General features: G+C 59.7%; 19 protein-coding genes. 4 read left to right on the forward strand and 15 right to left on the reverse strand.

Annotation, left to right across the window (positions count from 1 at the left end):
• Positions 1 to 76 precede the first annotated feature (76 nt).
• Both QDX22_RS06580 and QDX22_RS06585 read left to right on the forward strand, forming a co-directional pair.
• Positions 77 to 835: a GNAT family N-acetyltransferase gene (locus QDX22_RS06580; RefSeq protein ID WP_158278511.1), complete on the forward strand. Its 759-nt coding sequence runs from the start codon at positions 77 to 79 to the stop codon at positions 833 to 835.
• Positions 836 to 969: 134 nt separating this feature from the next.
• The gene (locus QDX22_RS06585) at positions 970 to 3,327 is read left to right on the forward strand and encodes a DEAD/DEAH box helicase (protein ID WP_233487901.1); all 2,358 of its coding nucleotides are present in this window, start codon (positions 970 to 972) and stop codon (positions 3,325 to 3,327) included.
• Here QDX22_RS06585 and QDX22_RS06590 read toward each other — a convergent pair.
• The 13 genes from QDX22_RS06590 to QDX22_RS06650 form a co-directional block, all read right to left on the reverse strand.
• Entirely contained in the window at positions 3,221 to 3,622 is a 402-nt protein-coding gene (locus QDX22_RS06590; protein WP_110100682.1) for an Rv3654c family TadE-like protein, read from the reverse strand. The genes QDX22_RS06585 and QDX22_RS06590 overlap by 107 nt on opposite strands.
• Positions 3,619 to 3,948: a TadE family type IV pilus minor pilin gene (locus QDX22_RS06595; protein WP_110098008.1), complete on the reverse strand. Its 330-nt coding sequence runs from the start codon at positions 3,946 to 3,948 to the stop codon at positions 3,619 to 3,621. Before QDX22_RS06595 ends, QDX22_RS06590 begins: the two co-directional genes overlap by 4 nt.
• 160 nt (positions 3,949 to 4,108) lie before the next feature.
• Positions 4,109 to 4,324 (reverse strand): DUF4244 domain-containing protein, encoded by a 216-nt coding sequence (locus tag QDX22_RS06600; RefSeq protein WP_110098009.1) that lies wholly within the window; start codon positions 4,322 to 4,324, stop codon positions 4,109 to 4,111.
• 62 nt (positions 4,325 to 4,386) lie between these two features.
• Positions 4,387 to 4,836 carry a type II secretion system F family protein gene (locus QDX22_RS06605; RefSeq protein WP_110100683.1) on the reverse strand — a complete coding sequence of 150 codons (450 nt, stop codon included), beginning with the start codon at positions 4,834 to 4,836 and terminating at the stop codon, positions 4,387 to 4,389.
• Positions 4,829 to 5,488 carry a type II secretion system F family protein gene (locus QDX22_RS06610; RefSeq protein ID WP_110098011.1) on the reverse strand — a complete coding sequence of 220 codons (660 nt, stop codon included), beginning with the start codon at positions 5,486 to 5,488 and terminating at the stop codon, positions 4,829 to 4,831. The genes QDX22_RS06605 and QDX22_RS06610 overlap by 8 nt, the downstream gene beginning before the upstream one ends.
• Positions 5,485 to 6,690: a TadA family conjugal transfer-associated ATPase gene (locus tag QDX22_RS06615; RefSeq protein WP_110100685.1), complete on the reverse strand. Its 1,206-nt coding sequence runs from the start codon at positions 6,688 to 6,690 to the stop codon at positions 5,485 to 5,487. Before QDX22_RS06615 ends, QDX22_RS06610 begins: the two co-directional genes overlap by 4 nt.
• Positions 6,687 to 7,745, reverse strand: a complete 1,059-nt coding sequence (locus QDX22_RS06620) for a hypothetical protein (RefSeq protein ID WP_110100686.1) — start codon at positions 7,743 to 7,745, stop codon at positions 6,687 to 6,689. The genes QDX22_RS06615 and QDX22_RS06620 overlap by 4 nt, the downstream gene beginning before the upstream one ends.
• A 117-nt stretch (positions 7,746 to 7,862) precedes the next feature.
• Entirely contained in the window at positions 7,863 to 8,672 is an 810-nt protein-coding gene (locus QDX22_RS06625) for an NUDIX hydrolase (RefSeq protein WP_233487902.1), read from the reverse strand.
• 53 nt (positions 8,673 to 8,725) lie between these two features.
• Positions 8,726 to 9,523, reverse strand: coding sequence for an endonuclease III (gene nth, locus QDX22_RS06630; protein ID WP_110100687.1), 798 nt, complete (start codon positions 9,521 to 9,523; stop codon positions 8,726 to 8,728).
• Positions 9,520 to 10,878, reverse strand: a complete 1,359-nt coding sequence (locus QDX22_RS06635; protein WP_110100688.1) for a hypothetical protein — start codon at positions 10,876 to 10,878, stop codon at positions 9,520 to 9,522. Before QDX22_RS06635 ends, nth begins: the two co-directional genes overlap by 4 nt.
• Positions 10,879 to 11,106: 228 nt before the next feature.
• Positions 11,107 to 11,268, reverse strand: coding sequence for a methionine/alanine import family NSS transporter small subunit (locus QDX22_RS06640; RefSeq protein WP_110100689.1), 162 nt, complete (start codon positions 11,266 to 11,268; stop codon positions 11,107 to 11,109).
• Positions 11,265 to 12,875 carry a sodium-dependent transporter gene (locus tag QDX22_RS06645; RefSeq protein ID WP_110100690.1) on the reverse strand — a complete coding sequence of 537 codons (1,611 nt, stop codon included), beginning with the start codon at positions 12,873 to 12,875 and terminating at the stop codon, positions 11,265 to 11,267. The genes QDX22_RS06640 and QDX22_RS06645 overlap by 4 nt, the downstream gene beginning before the upstream one ends.
• A 156-nt stretch (positions 12,876 to 13,031) precedes the next feature.
• Positions 13,032 to 14,213, reverse strand: coding sequence for a MarP family serine protease (locus QDX22_RS06650; protein ID WP_279717649.1), 1,182 nt, complete (start codon positions 14,211 to 14,213; stop codon positions 13,032 to 13,034).
• A gap of 384 nt (positions 14,214 to 14,597) precedes the next feature.
• Between QDX22_RS06650 and QDX22_RS06655 the strand changes: the two genes are divergently transcribed.
• Positions 14,598 to 15,275: a Crp/Fnr family transcriptional regulator gene (locus QDX22_RS06655; protein WP_110100692.1), complete on the forward strand. Its 678-nt coding sequence runs from the start codon at positions 14,598 to 14,600 to the stop codon at positions 15,273 to 15,275.
• A gap of 98 nt (positions 15,276 to 15,373) precedes the next feature.
• Here the strand turns inward: QDX22_RS06655 and QDX22_RS06660 are convergent, their stop codons facing one another.
• Together QDX22_RS06660 and sp36 are read right to left on the reverse strand one after the other, a co-directional pair.
• Positions 15,374 to 15,838 carry a RidA family protein gene (locus tag QDX22_RS06660; RefSeq protein WP_122548922.1) on the reverse strand — a complete coding sequence of 155 codons (465 nt, stop codon included), beginning with the start codon at positions 15,836 to 15,838 and terminating at the stop codon, positions 15,374 to 15,376.
• 59 nt (positions 15,839 to 15,897) lie between these two features.
• Positions 15,898 to 16,098 (reverse strand): Sp36 family protein, encoded by a 201-nt coding sequence (sp36, locus tag QDX22_RS06665; RefSeq protein ID WP_110100694.1) that lies wholly within the window; start codon positions 16,096 to 16,098, stop codon positions 15,898 to 15,900.
• A 158-nt stretch (positions 16,099 to 16,256) separates the two neighbouring features.
• Between sp36 and QDX22_RS06670 the strand changes: the two genes are divergently transcribed.
• Complete coding sequence (locus tag QDX22_RS06670) at positions 16,257 to 18,449, forward strand: transglycosylase domain-containing protein (protein WP_279717650.1); 2,193 nt, start codon at positions 16,257 to 16,259, stop codon at positions 18,447 to 18,449.

Genomic DNA, 18,449 nt, shown 5'->3' on the forward strand with positions numbered 1-18,449 from the left:
CACAACGACAAATCTTTTCATCTCAAGTTGATTACGTGTGTGGGCCTGGCCGGCCCTGCCAGGTATGCTTAATGTCATGGCTATCTCCTCATCGCTGACTGACGAACTTGTCACCAATTGGCTGACAGGGCGCGCCCGTATCCGGAACCACCACCTGACGTCCCACGGAGAAATCCACGCTGCGTTGCGACCGGCCATCTCTGATGATGCGACCGAAGACTTGTGGGAGTACGTCATCGCGAACACCGACGACCACGTATTGAATACTGTGGCCGATGAAATCAAACAGCACCCCACCCGTCGTTTGATCGTTGCTTCCGATCTGCCCGCGCAACCTGAGCCCGCCGAGGCCGCCGCTCAACGCCTGGCTGAAAAAACCGGCCTGAAGGCCATCGGTGTGGGTGAGAAGCTGATGGTCACTGACATGGCCAGCCACGATGTGGAAGAACCTGTTGTCCCCGACGAGTTCATCGCCGATGTCCGTCGGCAGGACGGGTGGTACTCACTGAGCTTTATCACCACCGACGAGCACCCCACCGGTCCGGACCACACCGCCGCTCGCGGACGTGTGGGTGTCGTCGGTCAACACGCCGTCTTTGACCGGATCTGGACCAACCCCGAGTTCCGTCGTCAGGGACTGGGCTCACTGGTGATGCGTTACCTTGGCTCCCTGGCCTTGGAAGAAGCCGTCGAAGAAGGCCTCCTCATTGCCGGGGCCGATGGTCAGGCACTGTACAAGCACCTGGGCTGGACTCCGCTCGCCGACGTCGTGGTGTTAGCTCACCCTGATGTCTCCGATGACCATGTTCAGACTCACGAGCATTTCCAGGTCTAGGAGCACACAGGATCCACCCGCTCGACGATCCCGACTCCGCTGACCGCGATCTGTCTGGTTGCCCGGATAGTGCTGGGCAGGCGGCAGAACGTCTTGCGCTCAATCAGCTGCGAGAGGCCCTGGGATATTCCACAGTGCCGGCCCAGTTCGTCCACGGTCGTTACATTCCCGCACGCGAACCAACTTATGCCGACTGGCCACAGGGTATTGCTGAAGCGGTCCGTGAGGCCTTTGCACACCGCGGGATTCACCGCCCGTGGTTACACCAAGCTCAGGCCATCGAGATAGCTCTCGGGTCTGAGCACACCATTCTGGCCACCGGAACCGCCTCGGGAAAATCATTGGCATACCAGGCCGTGGTGGCTTCCAGCGTTCTCGCGGACCCGACAGCGACGGCACTGTATCTCGCTCCAACCAAGGCGCTGGGTGCCGACCAATTGGTGTCCTGGTCCCAGCTGGCAGATCGTCTCCGGGCCGGCTTACGCCCTGAAGCCTACGACGGCGATACGGATCCGCAGACTCGACGGTGGGTACGCGACCACGCCAATATTGTGCTCACGAACCCGGACATGTTGCATCTTGGGATTTTGCCCCAGCACCACCAGTGGACCCGGTTTTTCCGGCGATTGCGGTGGGTGATCATCGACGAGGCCCACTCCTATCGCGGCGTATTTGGTTCTCATGTGGCGGTAGTGTTGCGCCGTCTGCGCAGAGTCTGCGCTCACTATCACAACACCGACGTGCATTTCATCGGTGCCTCTGCGACCTCCTCGGATCCCGCGACGAGTTTCGCAGAACTCATTGGTGCACCGGTGCGAGCAGTCACCTGTGATACATCCGGGCACGGCGCCGTCTCAGTGGGCTTCTGGGAGCCCGAATTCTCCGATGACACCGGAGAACACGGTGCTCAACGGCGTCGTTCGCTGATCTCTACTGGAGCAGACTTTCTCACTGATTTCGCCATCCAGCAGATTCGATCCATGGCCTTCATCCGTTCCCGTCGCGGGGCGGAGGCCATGGCGCAATCGACCAAGCGACAGCTCAGCGAGGTAAAGACGGATCTTGTCTCGCGGGTAGCAGCCTACCGCTCTGGACTCTTGCCGGAGGAAAGGCGCGAGGTGGAACAAGCCTTAGACAATGGGAAGCTCCTGGCGGTGGCCACCACGCCCGCTTTGGAACTTGGCATTGATATTTCGGGGCTGGATGCGGTGATCATTACCGGTTGGCCTGGCACCCGCGCCAGCTTTTTCCAGCAACTGGGACGTAGCGGTCGTAGCGGTCAAGATTCTTTGGCTATCTATGTGGCCGGTGAGGATCCGCTAGATACCTTCCTGGTGCATCACCCGGAACGAATTTTCGACATTGGGGTCGAAGACGTGGTTATTGATCCCACGAACCCCTATATTCTCGGTCCACACCTGTGCGCGGCGGCCACTGAACTTCCACTCACCCCCGAGGATCTGCCAGATTTTGGTCCCGAAGAACACGTTCACCGCCTCCTTGAGGACCTCACCGCAGAAGGCTATCTGCGGCGCCGTCCCGCCGGCTGGTTCTGGACCCACCCCGACCGGCCGGCCGCAACGATCGGGTTGCGCGATATCGGCGGAGCGCCGTTGGAGATCGTCGACGAAGAGACCGGCACCGTTTTAGGTACCATCAGCGCCGAACAATCACATTCCCAAGCCCACCCCGGAGCGGTGTATGTCCACCAGGGGCGCACGTGGCTGGTTACCGTCCTCGATGAGGACAACGGGGTAGTGCTCGTCGTTCGTGCTGAACCCAATTTCTACACCCAGGCTCGAGAAACCACACAGGTCGCGATTCTCAACACGCTCGAACAAGTCGTTCCGGACTCGGCGACACAACCAACCCGACTGACCTGGAACCTCGGCAACGTCAAGGTCACGACCCGAGTCGTGTCCTACCAGCGGCGAGAAGTGATCACTTCTCAAATACTCGGAGAAGAACCACTCGAACTGTCCGCACAAGAGCTGTTCACCGAAGCGGTGTGGTTTTCCACAAGCTCCGACGAGCTGATCGCCGCAGGGCTGACCACCGACCGGATGCCTGGAGCATTACACGCTGCTGAACATGCAATGATTGGTATGTTGCCACTGGTGGCCTCCAACGACCGGTGGGATATCGGAGGGGTCTCGATGGTGTTGCACCCGGACACCTCCCAACCCACGGTCTTTATCTACGATGGATACCCCGGTGGGGCGGGATTCGCTCGTCGTGGCTTTAACACGGCGCGGATGTGGGTCAAGGCCACCCGTGACGCAATTCTGGCCTGTGAATGCGAGCAAGGATGCCCTTCCTGCGTGCAATCACCTAAATGTGGGAACCGTAACTCGCCCTTGGATAAACCCGGGGCCGTGGCAGTACTCACTCATCTGTTGCGGTACCTTCCATCATCCGGTCAGGGCCAGCCCGTGATTCCGCTGTTGCGACCAACCCGAGGGTCCCGGAACCGGCGACGAGCTCATTGGTAACCGAGACCCGCACCGTATCGTCGGATTCCCACTGGCAGGATTCCATCCTGACGTGATGGCGCGTTGCGGTCTGTTCGGCAATCTGACACGGTTCGCTTGGAATCAGTGACCGGGCAGCATCGGCGGCAGCCAAGGCTGCTAGGTCTGCGACCGCAGCAGCCCGCGAGGAAGCGACCGTGGCTTGGACGAGCATCAACCCTCCTATAAGCAGTGTGGCTAAACAGCCGATGATGCCAACCACCACAACGGTGCCAGAACCCTGCTGGTCGTCCCATGACGCTGGTGGGATGTTCATGGGGAAATCACCCACTGATACGGTGCATGAGCACGAGCTTCCAACGTGCCGATGTTGAGCCAGCCAACCGGACCCGGGGTGGGCCTCGACACGGTAACGCTGGCCCACGAACCGGAGATCTCCTGCTGGGCGGAGGCCTGGCTTCCCGCCATCCGCGATACGGTAGCTGTCACCCCATCGGCGGGCTCCCCACGGGCCAGTTCTCGAGCTGCCGCGGCGGCAGCTTGCTCGAGCCGAACTTGTTGGACACCGATCACCACGGCGTTGACCAGCATCGCCGCCACTATCATGGCGACTGGGAGCACCACCGCGAATTCCGCGGTCACCGACCCAGTATCTCGGCCTACTCGGTATCTAAATGCCTGAGACATCGTCGTCCCTACCTTCCGGGCCACATCGTGGCTGGTTGTCAGATGGAGATATGGTGGCCGGGTTGCCGTGGCACTCACCGCTGAATGCCACGGCAACCCGATTCACACCGCCGTTTTAGAACTGCAAGGCCTGCTCAACCAGACCATTCAGCAGGTCTTGGACGGCCCCACCCGAGAGAATGACGGCCAGCAAGCCGGCGAATCCTACGGCGGCGAGCATCACGATGCCGTATTCGGCGGTTTGAGCTCCAGATTCGTCGCTGAGATCAACCTGAAATTCCTGGTCGGAAACAGCAGCAGTGTTGTGCGAGGACAGGATGTGGTCGCTCATGACGAGCTCCTTTCTGTTGTATGGGATGTTGTGATGTTGTTTGACGGACAGGGACTATTCAGTTATAGGTTCATCACGTCGGGAAACAGGGTGACCACCAGTGGCATCACGCCCAGGCAGATAAAGCTGGGAAGCAGACAAACGCCCATGGGCACCACGAGTTTGATGCCCAGCTCGGCTGCGCGTTTCTCGGCGGCTCGTTGTCGGTGTCGACGCAGGCTGGAGGCCGCCCCGCGAATCACGGTGGCGCTAGGGACGGCGGCTGTAAACGGGAAATACAGGTGTTCGGCCAGGGTCTGGTACTCAGTGATACCGGCAACCGGTTCCCAGGCTTGCTGCCAACTGAATCCGTGATGGAGCCGAAGCCCGACCTCGGAGAGCTCGCGGGCTTGGGGAAAACGCGTACCGATGTGTTGCAGACCGCTCGCCAGACCGATGCCGGAGGACAACAACGCAGCTAACAGGTCCATGGCTAGAGCGGGGTCCAGGTAATCGCGAGACCTTTCAGACATTCTGGGCCTCTTTCACCAGCCGTTGGCTCCACCACCGACCTAGCGTGGCCAGGCCTATGCCAGTGGCCAACAGCACCCACCCGATCGGTTCGAGTAACAGGTGGAAGACAGTGACCCCGATCATCGCGGACAGGGCCATGCCCGCTACGGGAAGCCACGCCAAAAGTGTGGCTGTCGAACGTGGCCCGGCGGCCGCGGTTTGCCGAGCTTGGTGTACATCTTCTCCGGCTTCAAGAGCGTCGGCAAGTCGGCTGAGCAGTGTGGAGAGTTTCATTCCGGTATCTCTGGCGAGTTCGAGGCTGCCACTGATCTGTTGCCAATAGTGTGGTTCTCCTGGACCGGTGACGTGTTGTAGTGGGGTTTCGGCGAGGACTTCCAATCCCTGCTGGGCTGCCAAGGTATGGTGCAGACAACATCCCGGGTCGGTATCGTCGGTAGCTACGGAGCGTGGGCACGCCGGGTAACCTAGGGCTAGTTCGCTCCAGACACGTTGGGGGTCGCGTCCGGCATCCAGCAACGCGGCGGCTTGGCGGAGCATCTCGATAATTTCGGACAGTTCTCCTGGTTCGGCTAGGCCCAGCAATGGGCCGAGCGGGGTAGTGGCGAGGAGGTTTTTGCTACGGTGGGCGAGCGTGGTTGGTGTTCGGCTCATCGGGGCAGCCCCTTCCATTCTGGTTTGGTGCCCAGTTGTTCGACGACGGCCAGGCCCGGGCCTTCATACAGCGTGCTACCGCGTTGCGTCAGAGCCGGTAGTACTGTCAAGGCTTGACCGGCTCGTTCTTCCGGCGCCAGCACGGCTAATTCGGCGGGGTGCCGGCCATATTCGTCTCGGCAGATATGCATCAGCACGTCGACGCCTGACCGGGCTTGCAGGGTGAGGACCTCTGGGGAAAGCCCGGCTAAACCGCCCATCGCGTGGAGGCGGGCTGGGACATCGGCCGTAGAGTTGGCGTGCAGGGTTCCCATCGCGCCTTGATGCCCGGTATTCATCGCCGTAAGGAATTCGGCGATTTCGGCTCCGCGGCACTCTCCGACGATCAACCGATCGGGTCGCATACGCAACGACTGTCGGATCAGCTCCCGCGTTTCGATGGCGCCGGCCCCTTCAATATTGGCTTCCCGGGTGCGCAGGTTGACCACATGTGGGTGGTCAATACGTAGTTCAGGGGTGTCCTCAATAGTGATGATGCGTTCGTGGTCGTCCACCGTGGAGAGCAGGCTGGAGGCTAGCGTCGTTTTGCCCGAGCCGGTGGCTCCGGAAATCAGGACATTTGCGCGACATTGGACAAGGAATTCACACACGCGTAACCAGTACTCGCGGTGGGGCCATTGCTGACTGAGTTGCTCAAGTCGCGGGGTGTCCGGATGGGGCAAGCGGATACTGAGCTGAGGGTGCTCCACCACCGGTGGGATCAGTGCGTGAATGCGAGCCCCAGCCAGAAACACGTCACCGAAGGGCTGGCCCTCATCTAGGCGTCGTCCGCCTTGAGAAAGTAGCCTCCGGGCCAGGTTCATGACCTCTGCCCGGGGCAGTCGGTGCTCGGTGGGTTCGACCCCATGCCCGCAGTCAAGCCAGACGTGCCCCTCTCCGGTCACCATGATGTCGGAGACGCCTTCCTGGCGGAGATAGTCGGCCAGCGGCCCGAGTCCTTGCAGGTCGTCGAGCAGCCGGGTCATCAAATGCCGGGCGTGTGTCGGTCCCAACGAATCGACATGTCGGCCAATGGCTTCGGCGGTGTGCTCCTCCTGGGATTGTTCCCCGGCGCCGGCCAGGCGTGAAGCCAGCCAGAGTTTTGCCTGAGCCCACCGGTCAGTCGCTGGAGCCGGAGGCAGGTCAGGGACGAAATGTCTCATCGAGGCCACCTCCGGTGGCCAAACAGGGTGGTGTAGAGGCGTCGGTCGCTTCGTTGTGGTGTGATGTCCAGATTGCGGGGACGGCACCCCCAACTGAGCGGGAGGAAGATGGTCGGAGGGTCTGTCGAGGGTAGCGAGGTAGTCAACAGGCGCAGTACCCGGTGACGGATACGTGGCACCACCCCTCCCGGGCCCGGGAAGCGCACCACGATGTCGGGAGTCAGCCCAGCGGGAGAGACGCCGGTGGTGGCGAGAGTAACCAGGGTGGCGCCACGGGACTGCAACTCGGTTGCTCGATTGGCGTCGAACCCAACATCGGTGACCGTGGTGATACCCATGCGGGCGGTTGCCTCAAGAACCTGAACCACATCGTGCTGATCTGGCATGGCCCCCACGACAGAGTCCGTGTCATCGGGAACCTCGAAGCCCAGGAAGGCCAGCGGTGTGTCCCGATGTCGCGAGCTGAGCCCGGTAAAACATCGTTCTCCAACTGCCAGCCCGTCCTGCACGGTAGCCCAGCACACCCAGCCCCGCCGTGAGGGGTGATGCAACCGGGGCACGAGCGCGCGCGAACAGGCGGCCTGGGGGTCGGCGTCGACCAGCAGTGTGGGAGCGCCGTAGCGGGTCACCCGAGCAAGGTTCCATCCGGCCCAGGGTGTTGCCGGGGCGGTGGTGGTCCGCACCAGTACCACCTGGTCTGGGTGCTTGGCGCGAGCACCTGGCGGGTGACCGGGGTCGGCGGGGTCGTGGTGTAAATGCTCGAGTAGCGCCTCGGTATCGTCGGGTAGCCTCCAGCTGAATGGACCAATACTCACCCTGCGGTGATGACCTGAGTTCAGCCGGATTTGGAGCTGGCGTGGTTGCATCTGTCGCGCCGAGGACGGCTGGGGTGCTGTGGCCGTGTCACCGGATAGAATCTCAATACCCAGGCTGGCTAATAACCCCAGCAGGTAACGGTAGGTCTGTTGCTGTTCGGCACTGAGCCTGCTCGGGCGGTCTATCGTCGCTGTTGCGATAGCGCGCTGGTGACGCGGACGTTTCGGGAGTGCTCTCATGCCCTCTACTGTGCCTGGCACAGCCAGGCCCGTCCCAGCAGGTGCCCGCGACTGTGGAACAGGATCGTCGCTCGCCGTCCAACTGTGGACGGGCGGGTCGCGCCGTGACGGCCCCAGCTAGTCAGACAGGTGCTCGTGGCAGGTAAAAATTTTCGGGGCGGGTTGCGTCGCGTCCCACCCGGTGACGTCTACGCACTGGGCCCGATCCCAAGGATGCGTCCATCCCAGAAGATCCAGGATGCGGTCGATGAGCAAGGCGGTAAACCCCCACACCAGCGTGTCGGCCACGAGGAATCCGGGCATGACCGGGCGGAGAAGTTCTCCGGTCTGCGGTGAGGTCATCAGCACCGAGACTCGGTGATCGGGGTCGATCAGATCGGCGACGGGGACGCGAAAAACGCGGGTCGCTTCATGATCGTCGACCACGTCAACACTGCCGGGGGTGGACCACCATCCGATGACTGGGGTGACCGAAAAATTGGTCACGGGCAGTCCCACGGTGGGTAGTTGTCCCAACACGGTGACGGAGGATGGATCGAGGCCGGTTTCCTCGCTAGCTTCCCGCAATGCACAGGCGGTGTCATCGGCATCGGCAGGATCGCGCTGACCACCCGGGAAGGAAATCTGGCCGGGGTGTTTGCGTAAGGTCACGGCGCGTTGGGTGAGCAAGACATCCAGTGAACTAGGCACCGTCTCGCTCCGATAGTCGGCCGGCACGTCGTCGAGGGCGCCGAAGAGAATCAGCACCGCCGACGGTGTGGCGTTCTCGGTGGTCATGCGGGGAAATCGGAAACCCCGTGGATCGAGTTCCTTAGTGGGCGTGCTAAATGCGCACTCGGGAAGCTCCGCGTTGAGCGTGCCGTAGCGACTGACCAGGTCCACCAAATCTTGTTGGACGGTCTCCAGGGTGGTCTTCTCGGGCTGCACGGGCTGGGTCGCCTCCTGAGGTGCGGGTGGTGCAGACTGTCATCGTGGCGGAGTTAGGCCTGTAGCGAGTAGCCCTCGGCACGGAGCTGGCGACGGGTTGCTCCTTCGAGCATGCGCTGATGGAGTTCTTCGCGCCCAGGTGCTAGCTCATACTTCAACAGCCTACTGGCACTGTAGGGGTCCAACGGGCCGATCCCGGCCGAAGGGCACCAGCGGGCGACCGGGCAGGCCCCGCAGGCCGGTTTTCGCGCGTGACAGATGCGCCGGCCCAAAAAAATCAGCCGGTGGGAGAGCATGATCCACTCGCGGGGTTCGAACAGCTCTGCCACCGCGGTTTCCACAGCGACGGGGTCTTCAGCGGTGGTCCAGCCTAGACGGCGGGACACTCGACCAAAGTGGGTATCGACGGTCAGACCGGGTTTGCCAAAAGCGTTGCCTAACACAACGAAGGCGGTTTTCCGTCCCACCCCGGGCAGGCTAGTCAGATCCTTGAGATTGTCCGGGACCGATCCGGCGAACTTCTCCACCAGCGCTTGGGAGAGTTTCATAATCGAGCTCGTCTTGGACCGATAAAAACCGGTCGGCCGGATCAACTCTTGGACTTCGCGTTCATCGGCCATAGCGAGCGCTTCGGCATCCGGGAATCGGGCGAAAAGGTCCGGGGTAACGGAATTGACCCGCACATCGGTGGTTTGGGCTGACAGGACGGTGGCCACCAGCAACTCAAAGGGATTGTCAAAATCCAGTTCCGCGACCGCATAAGGGAAGAACTCCGCCAACACCCGATTGATTTTCCGAGCGCGACGCTTTCGAGCTAGTGGTGTTTCATCCTCGGGATCACGAGCGGTCACTGTTGCGGTGCCCGTTCAATCCCCTCGAGCTCACGCAACAGACCACGCTGTCCATCGTAGGATTGCACGAGGAATTCGTGTCCACGGTCTTCCAAGGCCAGAATCCACTGGCCCGGTTCCAGCGCGAATGCCGGTTCGCCCTGCTCAGTCACGGCCCGGCGGGGCGTGTAGACCGCAAACCAGAACGGCTGGGCGGTGTCGGCGGGAGTCAGTCCGCCCGAGGTAAGTGCTGAGTCGGCCCCGACTGTCGAGGACCGACCACCGGTTTCCACCTGCGCGTCGACCACTGGGTCGACACCGACTGCTGGCTCGTGGGTTTCGGCAGACGTTTCAGGACGGTTCCAGCTCTGGTCAGGTTCGGTCTCGTCGTGGGATTCGGTGGAGGCATCCTGGCCAGGGTGTGCCGGTGTTACGGGCTCGGCTTCAGTCGGAGCGGGTTGGCCTCCGGGCTGTTCGCCGTGCTGTTCAGTCGAAGGCTGGGCAGCCCGACGCCCGGACGGCTTGTCTTCCTCCTGGTGAACCTGCTGCGGGGCCTGAGTCTGGTTCTGCTGTGCAGACGCGGCGGCGACAAAGGGGTCTACCGGTTCGGGCTGTTGCTGAGACGGTGCCCCCGGTGTGACCTGGTCGGTGCCACCTTGTTGGAATTGCTGATAGCCGGTCTGCTGAGACGCTACCGGCTGACCGAAGTCCTGGTAGGCGACGGGCTGTTGTGCTCGGACAGGCTGGGCTGACCCCATGTAAGCATGGCGCTGGTACGGTGGCGTTGCTGGCTGTACTCCTGCAGGCTGTGCGCTAGCGGAGCCGTTGAATAGTTGTGGCCAGGTGACGAACAACACCAAGGCTGTTGCCACCAAGAACAGCAAGATTGTCATCAACGCTTCAGACGCCCAGTAGAAGTAGTCGAAAGCAATGAAGTTCAAGAGCGCGTAAACGCCAATGGCCCAGGAAATGGCTTGCACCAGGTGTTTGGAGGTGAACGACCCCAACATGGGACGAGATCCGTCCAATCCCTTGGCCCTGAGCACCAGGACCATCACCACGATTCCACCACCGATGTTCAGAACAAGGTTGAGCAAAAACTCCGCATTCCAGAGGATATTGAAGCTCGCCGCCTGATCACCAATGTATCCGCGTGTTTGGTTGTAATACGTAATGTCGTTGATCATCGCCCACAGACCGGCACCGGCTACCAGGGCGGCGGCTGCCGTAATCATCACGGCCACGGCCGGCATGGAGGAGCCGCCTTGCAGATTCTGCACGCCCGGACGAGGCGCCGAGTACTGTTGCGAAGCACCAGCACCGGGTTGCTGCTGATGTGGATATCCCTGCGGTGGCTGGTAATTCTGATTCGACACGGTAACCCTTCTTAACATCTCAGGTCTCTCGGGCCTCAGGTTTGCTCCTGAAGATCTTCTCCCAGTGAACCACATCTGTCGAGAATGCGGGATATCTTTTGGGTAAAAGTCTGCTCCTCATCTGCTTTTAACTGCCGATCCCGCTGAACCACCGGTCCTGGGTAACTCTCAGAACCGGTGGTTCAGCGGGTTCAGGCCGCAACAGATGGGGATGCGACAACCTGCGCGTCAGCTCTGGTTGATCTGCTGGGCGGGGGGAACAGCTCCGTCGGCGCCGAGCTCTCCCGTGGTCTCATCCGGGTTGCCTCGCAGGTGGACGATCGCCACGGCCAGGCCACCCCATACGACCCCGAGGCAGATGATCATCATCACAATTGCTATGGTGCTCACTGGTTGACCTCCTGAGTAGTGACCGGTTGGTCTGCGTGCCGGGGTGTGTTCTTGATGTCGAAATCTTGCTCGTGCTGATCGTCTTGCATCCCGGAGTTTTTCGCCCAGGGGATCAGTGCGACCACGACGGCCAGCACCACCAGTAGCGCTGACATGCCCCATCCGAAGGTGCCGACATACCAGGAGGGCATTCCCCCATAGCCTTCATTGACAACCTGCAGAATGTACTGGACTAGCGTAATACCCAGCACGACTGGCATAACCACGGAGATCAAGATCTTGTAGATCCAGCCCAGGCGGAAGGAAGACACCGAGTTCAGGTGCCCGACGAATTCGTTGAGTCGGAACAGCACCCAGGAGACCACGAAGACCGCCACCAGGCTGACCCCGACAATACCGATGTTGTTCACAAAGGCGTCGGTGACGTCAAGGAGGTGGATTCCGGAGGTGGTGCTGAAGGCCAGGAGCGAGACCACAGCGGAGAGCCCACCAGCAATAGCCACCACCCGTGCGCGGGACCAACCAGTTTTGTCCATAATGCCGGAGATCACCACTTCGGTAATCGAGATCAGCGAGGTGATTCCCGCAAACAGTAGCGACCCGAAGAACAGGACGCCGATAATCGGGCCCAGCCCCAAGGGGGCTTCGGAAATGATGGCGGGGAACGCCACGAAAGCCAAACCAATGCCGGAACTAGCGACCTCGTCGACCCGAAGCCCAGATGCCTGGGCCATAAAGCCCAGTACCGAGAAGACGCCGATGCCGGCAAGCAGCTCGAAACCGGAGTTGGAGAATCCAACAACGAGACCTGATCCGGTCAGGTTAGAGCGTCGCTTCAGGTAGGAAGCGTAAGTCAGCATGATGCCGAAGCCGACCGAAAGGGAGAAGAAGATCTGACCGTAGGCGGCCACCCACACTTCTGGTCTTGTCAGTGCCGACCAATCCGGTGTGAACAGCGCATCCAAACCGGTGGCTGCGCCCGGCAGGCTCAAACCAATGCCGACTAAGATCACGAACATGATCACCAGCAGAGGCATACCGATCGTGGCAGCAACCCCGATGCCTTTGCCCACCCCGCGTGCGAGGATGGTCAGCACCAGGATCCACAGAGCTAGTAGCGGGAAGAAGACTCCTGGAACGATCTGGAAGCTCACTTCGGCTTGTTCTGTGGCTTGCAGGTAGTCCGCGAAGAAGAAGCCTTCTGGGTCATCTCCCCAGGCTTCGGTCACCGAGAACCAAATATAGGAAGTGGCCCAGGCCAGGATGGCGGCATAGAACAGTCCAAGCACGGCACAGATCATCACCTGCCACCAGCCGATGGCTTCAGTCCACCGGCTGAGCCGACGGAAGGCCAGTGGTGGGGATCCTTTAAAGCGGTGTCCAATGGCGTAGTCAAAGAACAACAGCGGAATACCTGCGGTCAGTAGCGCCACCATGTACGGCAGGATGAATGCGCCACCACCGTTTTCGTAGGCGACATAGGGAAAGCGCCAAATATTTCCGAGTCCCACGGCAGATCCGATTGCCGCCAACAGGAAGACCCAGCGGGTACTGAATTGTTCGCGTTGCTGTCTCCCCGCGGTGAGTGATTCTTGTGTCAGGGCCATGCCCAACTCCTTTATCTTCAGGGCCTACCAGCGTGATGAGTGTGATAGTGATCACAAGAGTATGACGAAACATGAAATTTCACAAGAGCAACGCGCGGAAAACCATGCCTCGCACGGAAACAGCAGGCATGCAACCGTTAGTTCATCGGTGATGAATTAATCAGCCAAACACTGCCCCGTTGATACCGGTTCGGTGTAGCTCTGCGCTGAGGTCAGCACCGACCCAGCTTCCTCGGCGGTGATTGCGTAGCCGACCTGGGCATCGGGAGCTTTGGCGAAGATGACGCCGGCAACCTGGCCGGCGTCGTCGACGAGTGGGCCGCCCGAGTTCCCCTCACGGATATCGGAGGCCAACTGATAAATGCCGGTCAAATGCGGATCTTGACCATAGATGTTATTCAGCGTGGCCGGACCTTCAGCTTGCACTTTGCCAGTCGTAATGCGGTATGGACCACCGGCAGGAAACCCGAGAGCGTAGGCATCATCATCGATGCTTAATCCACGACCGACCTCCAACGTTGGAAGATCGGCGTCGGGAATCTGGAGAATCGCAAGATCGGTCTCCGGGTCGAAGTAGACCACCGAAGCACGATAGACGTTTCCGTCGAGATCTTCGACGGTCGGTCCCTCAACTCCGGCAACAACGTGGGCGTTGGTCACCACTCGTTGCGGCTCCACGGCGAATCCTGAACCGGTTTGGTTCTGACCGCATTCAAATGCAGTTCCGGTGATACGGACCGTAGCCTGTCCGGCCTGTTGCACGGCATCATTGGGAGGGCGGACAGCATTGTCCTCCACCGGGCCTTGCGACTCGAGCATCGGCCCCAACTCGGGAATCACCCCTGAATCCAAGAAATCGGTCCACAATGAAGCCACGAAGGTCCGTCCAGACTCAGGAGTCAATTTGGTGACGAAAGCGATGACCCGGGATTCCTTAATGGTCTGCGTTAGTTGTGGCATACCCATCGATGACAAAGAGAAGGCCAATAGGGCAATCAACACCGAGGCGATGGCGGTATTGACAATTCCTCCAAGCACCTTGTCCACACGTCGGGCAATCGGAGCGTTAACCCGTAGTCGTACGGCTCGACCAACGGCCACTCCAATGGCCATCCCGATGCCGACGAGGACAACTGCGCACACCACCATAGCCACGATGCGCCACATCGGAGAATCCACGAAACGGTTGACTTCGGGCATCAAAAAGAAGGCAGCAATGGTGCCGAGAACGAATCCCAGCATCCGTCCGGCCGACACCCAGAGACCCTGTCGAATGCCATTGATGAACACGATGACCAGTACGACAAGAAGAACCCAATCCAGCCAGGTCAAGAACACTACGCTGCGCCACCCCTCTCTCCGTGCTACGCGTCCCGACTCTCTCCGTGCTACGCGTCCCGACGCGCATCCGGTGGCGTCTTCTACACCGTCGCGTATCTCCGCAGTGTCTCCACCCTAAACCCTACGACTGGAAAAATGCCGTGAAGACTTGCATTGTCCAGCGTTGTAACCATCTTTCGGTGGAACGGTTGACGACCACATTGATCGCTCACAGATGAATACCAGCAGATCATCCGGCAATTTCTACTGCCTGTAGAATAATTATGTGAGTAACTGCACTCGAGGTATTCACAGTGTGATCCCGATGATGCAGAATTAACAACGAGCTTACGCCGAAAAACGTTTACCCGGCCGTTCTGGCCAGTTAGGAAGATCTCGCATATGGATTTGGATGTTCTGCGCAATGCTCCGCTTTTTACCCATCTTGACGATGAAGTCTTTGATGCGTTGACTGCAGAGCTGACCGAAGTTGAATTGTCTCGCGGGGCGTCTGCTTTCCACGAAGGCGACGATGGTGATCAGCTCTACGTCATTATTTCCGGCAAGATCAAAGTTGGTCGCACAGCTACCGATGGACGTGAAAACCTGCTTGCCATCCTCGGTCCCGGCGAGGTCTTCGGCGAGATGGCCCTTTTCCAGCCCGCGCCACGCACCGCAACCGCCACTGCTGTGTCCGCAACCCGTTTGGCCGGTCTGCGTCACGAAAACCTTCGCAAGGTCATCTACTCCTCCCCGGAGGTCTCCATGCAGTTGCTGGGCGCCTTGGCTAAGCGCCTGACGCGCACCAACGAGTCGATGGCTGACCTGGTGTTCTCCGATGTGCCAGGTCGCGTTGCCAAGGCCATCCTGGATTTGGCCGACCGTTTCGGTCGCACCGCCTCCGACGGCCTGCTCGTTGCTCACGATCTAACTCAGGAAGAGCTGGCCCAGTTGGTCGGTGCTTCCCGCGAGACGGTGAACAAGGCTTTGGCCGAATTCGTCCAGCGTGGCTGGTTGCGCTTGGAAAACCGAGCCGTGGTCATTCTGGACCTGCAACGACTACGACAGCGCGCACGTTAACCGGAGAATTCTTCTTCTCTTCGTCTCTTCCTCATGGGTGGGCCGGAACACCTAGCATGTTCCGGCCCACCCATGTCTTGTGTAGGACTGTGCGCTGATTAGTCCTGAACCTTGACGGTGATTTCGACCTCGACGGGGGCGTTCATGGGAAGAACAGCCACCCCGACGGCAGCACGAGCATGGGAACCAGCCGCACCGAAAGCCTGGCCCAGCAGTTCTGAGGCGCCGTTGATGACTTGCGGTTGCCCGTAAAAATCCGGGGCCGAAGCGACAAAGCCAGTCACCTTGACCACCTGAGCAACCTGATCGAGGTCGCCGACCAGGTTTTTCACGGCAGCCATAGCGTTCAACACACACAACTGCGCCAACTTTTGACCTTCCTCGACACTGACATCAGCGCCCAGTTTTCCGGTGGTAGCCAGCTCCCCGTTCTGCAGGGGCAACTGACCAGAAGTGTAGATCAACTGACCTTCACGTAAAGCAGGCACGTAGGCAGCCAGCGGGGTGGCAACCTCGGGAAGGGTGAATCCAGCTTCCTGGAGACGGTCTTCAACTGCGGACATAAATCCTCCTCGGTATCGTTGAACATCTCAGGGGTAGAGCACGGCGACGATCTGGGTGGCTAGGGTTTAGGACGCTTGAGATAAGCCACCGGAGCGTTACCATCTGGTCCTGGCAATACCGTGACGAGTTCCCATCCTTCATCGCCCCACTGATCCAGAATCTGTTTGGTGGCGTGAATAATCAACGGTAGCGTGGCGTACTCCCAGCGAGTTGGTTCCGGAGCCGACGCGGGTTCTGGTGTTTTTTGGGTTTCGGTCATCTCCCCAGGCTATAATTGAAAGGCCGTCAAGAATAGACATGACGCTCGCACTGTTTGCACCACACCCGGACACAAAACGCGAAACCGGTGGGGATTGTCACGCCTCCACCCCGGTGGCCCCGGGTCAGTAGATCACCTGACGTAGATAGAATTGCACCATGGCCAAAAAATTTGCAATGTTCGACATGGCGACCACTATGGGTAAGATTTTTGCCTTCTTCGGCGTCTCTGCTCTCTGCGGGGGGCTGGCAGCGGGACTGGCATTACCCTTGGGAATGGTTACCGGCGCTGCCGCAACGACCGGCACAGAACTGCTGGATGAGCTTCCTGCTGAACTACAGGAAGAGCCCATGTCGGTTCCCTCTCGGATCGTTGACAAGGACGGTACCGAATTGGCCACGTTTTATGCGGAAAACCGCGAACCGGTGTCCTTGGATGAGATATCTGAAGAAATGCAGCAGGCCATTATCGCCATTGAGGATGAGCGCTTCTACGAGCACTCTGGTGTGGACCCTCAGGGTCTGGCACGCGCGGTGGTCAATAATGCCACCTCCGATACCCGTCAGGGTGCTTCAACCTTGACCCAGCAGTACGTCAACAACGTGCTGGTGAACTACCAGAACCTCAACGGCCTGCGCACCACAGTGTCGGGCACCAAGACACCGGCCGATAAATTGCGTGAAATGAAGCTGGCTGTAGCGCTAGAGAAGAAGATGTCTAAAGAGCAGATCCTCGAGGGCTACCTCAACATTGTGTTGTTCTCCGGGCGGACCTATGGCGTTGAAGCTGCAGCCAACCACTTCTTCAATAAGTCTGCCTCAGAGTTGGACCTGTCGGACGCGGCGATTTTGGCCGGTATGGTGCAATCACCCAATGCGTTGAACCCCGAAACCAATCCGGAGGCCACACAGAACCGTCGCAACGTTGTCCTGCAATCAATGGAGAATGCAGGATTCATTACCACGGCAGAGAAAGAGGAAGCTCAGGCCCAAGATCTCGGGTTGGATATCACTCCAAAGAACTCCGGCTGCATCGCAGCGCAACACAATTCGGGTTACTTTTGCGACTACGTGCACCGCCAGATCCTCAACGATCCAGCGTTCGGCCCGGACCCGGAGTCGCGTCAGCAATTGCTGGACCGCGGTGGCCTGACCATCAAGACCACGCTTGATGCGAAAATGCAGAAGGCAGCTGCCGAAGAAGCGAATAAGGCCGTCCCTCGCGAAGAGACTCAGGGCTTCGGCTCCTCCATTGTGACTGTTGAGCAGGACACCGGAAATATCCGGGCCATGGCTCAGAACACTGTTTATAGCCCCGAGGATGGAGCCGGTAACACGCAGATCAACTATTCTGTCGACCACGCCGACGGTGGTGGCCAGGGATTCCAGGCCGGTTCGACTCTGAAGCCGTTTGTGTCACTGGCCTGGCTCGGTGCCGGTCACTCCATGTCCGACACGGTCAACGCCTCCCGCGATGACTACACGGGAGCGAAATTCCCCGCTTACTGCCTCGACGGAGGCAAAGCCCAGATCGGAACAGACGGCTGGAACATCAATAACGCCATTGGCAACATGAAGAAACCGATGCCGATGAACTACGGTCTGTACTGGTCGATTAACACCGCAACCGTCGGTGCCGCCTTCGCCACCGATCTGTGCTCCATTACCGATATCACCGATGCTGCCGGTGTTCACGGCGCAGTGAGTGAAGAAGGTTTGGACCCGCAACACCCGTCGTTCTTGTTGGGTGCGCAAGAAGTCTCCCCGCTGACGATGGCCTCGGCCTTCTCAACCATGGGCTCCTACGGTAACTACTGTGAAGCGCGTGCCCTGACCGAGGTCACCGATGCCGCCGGCAACGAGTATGAAGTGCCACCGGTGCAGTGTAACGAGAATGTGCTGAATGAGGACCACATCGTCCAGCTGAATTCCACGCTGAAACCCATCGCTAAGGACCGTATCGCCGAAGGCAATATTGACTTTGACATTGCTGGCAAGACCGGTACAAACAACAACGAATCCTCCACGTGGTTCGTCGGCTACACCGAAGGCCTCACGACCGCCGCTTGGGTGGGTAACTACCAGTCGGTGGCCAAAACGTTGAAGGGTAACACCATCGGTGGCACCTACTACGAAGACGTGTGGGGCTCGCTGATCGCCGGTCCGATGTGGATCGACTACATGAAACAGGTCGCCGAGGACTACCCGCATGGAGAAATCCGTGATGATGGGTCGCCGAGCCCGCGAAGCATTTCCTCAGCCAAAAAGGGTGGTTCAAACTCCTCCGATGACGACGAGAACAACGAGTCCTCGGACGACCCTTCAGCAGAGTCCGCAGAGTCTTCGAACTAA

Origin of the sequence: Auritidibacter ignavus, from assembly GCF_029853775.1 — a bacterium.
GTDB lineage: Bacteria > Actinomycetota > Actinomycetes > Actinomycetales > Micrococcaceae > Auritidibacter > Auritidibacter ignavus.

Excerpts from the sequence above, each read along its gene's own strand:
- QDX22_RS06660 (WP_122548922.1), bottom strand. The coding sequence starts at position 15,838 with ATGTCCGCAGTTGAAGACCGTCTCCAGGAAGCTGGATTCACCCTTCCC.
- sp36 (WP_110100694.1), bottom strand. The coding sequence starts at position 16,098 with ATGACCGAAACCCAAAAAACACCAGAACCCGCGTCGGCTCCGGAACCA.
- QDX22_RS06590 (WP_110100682.1), bottom strand. The coding sequence starts at position 3,622 with ATGAACATCCCACCAGCGTCATGGGACGACCAGCAGGGTTCTGGCACC.
- QDX22_RS06670 (WP_279717650.1), top strand. The coding sequence starts at position 16,257 with ATGGCCAAAAAATTTGCAATGTTCGACATGGCGACCACTATGGGTAAG.
- QDX22_RS06620 (WP_110100686.1), bottom strand. The coding sequence starts at position 7,745 with ATGAGAGCACTCCCGAAACGTCCGCGTCACCAGCGCGCTATCGCAACA.
- QDX22_RS06605 (WP_110100683.1), bottom strand. The coding sequence starts at position 4,836 with ATGTCTGAAAGGTCTCGCGATTACCTGGACCCCGCTCTAGCCATGGAC.
- QDX22_RS06655 (WP_110100692.1), top strand. The coding sequence starts at position 14,598 with ATGGATTTGGATGTTCTGCGCAATGCTCCGCTTTTTACCCATCTTGAC.
- QDX22_RS06615 (WP_110100685.1), bottom strand. The coding sequence starts at position 6,690 with ATGAGACATTTCGTCCCTGACCTGCCTCCGGCTCCAGCGACTGACCGG.
- QDX22_RS06600 (WP_110098009.1), bottom strand. The coding sequence starts at position 4,324 with ATGAGCGACCACATCCTGTCCTCGCACAACACTGCTGCTGTTTCCGAC.
- QDX22_RS06645 (WP_110100690.1), bottom strand. The coding sequence starts at position 12,875 with ATGGCCCTGACACAAGAATCACTCACCGCGGGGAGACAGCAACGCGAA.
- QDX22_RS06610 (WP_110098011.1), bottom strand. The coding sequence starts at position 5,488 with ATGAGCCGAACACCAACCACGCTCGCCCACCGTAGCAAAAACCTCCTC.
- QDX22_RS06580 (WP_158278511.1), top strand. The coding sequence starts at position 77 with ATGGCTATCTCCTCATCGCTGACTGACGAACTTGTCACCAATTGGCTG.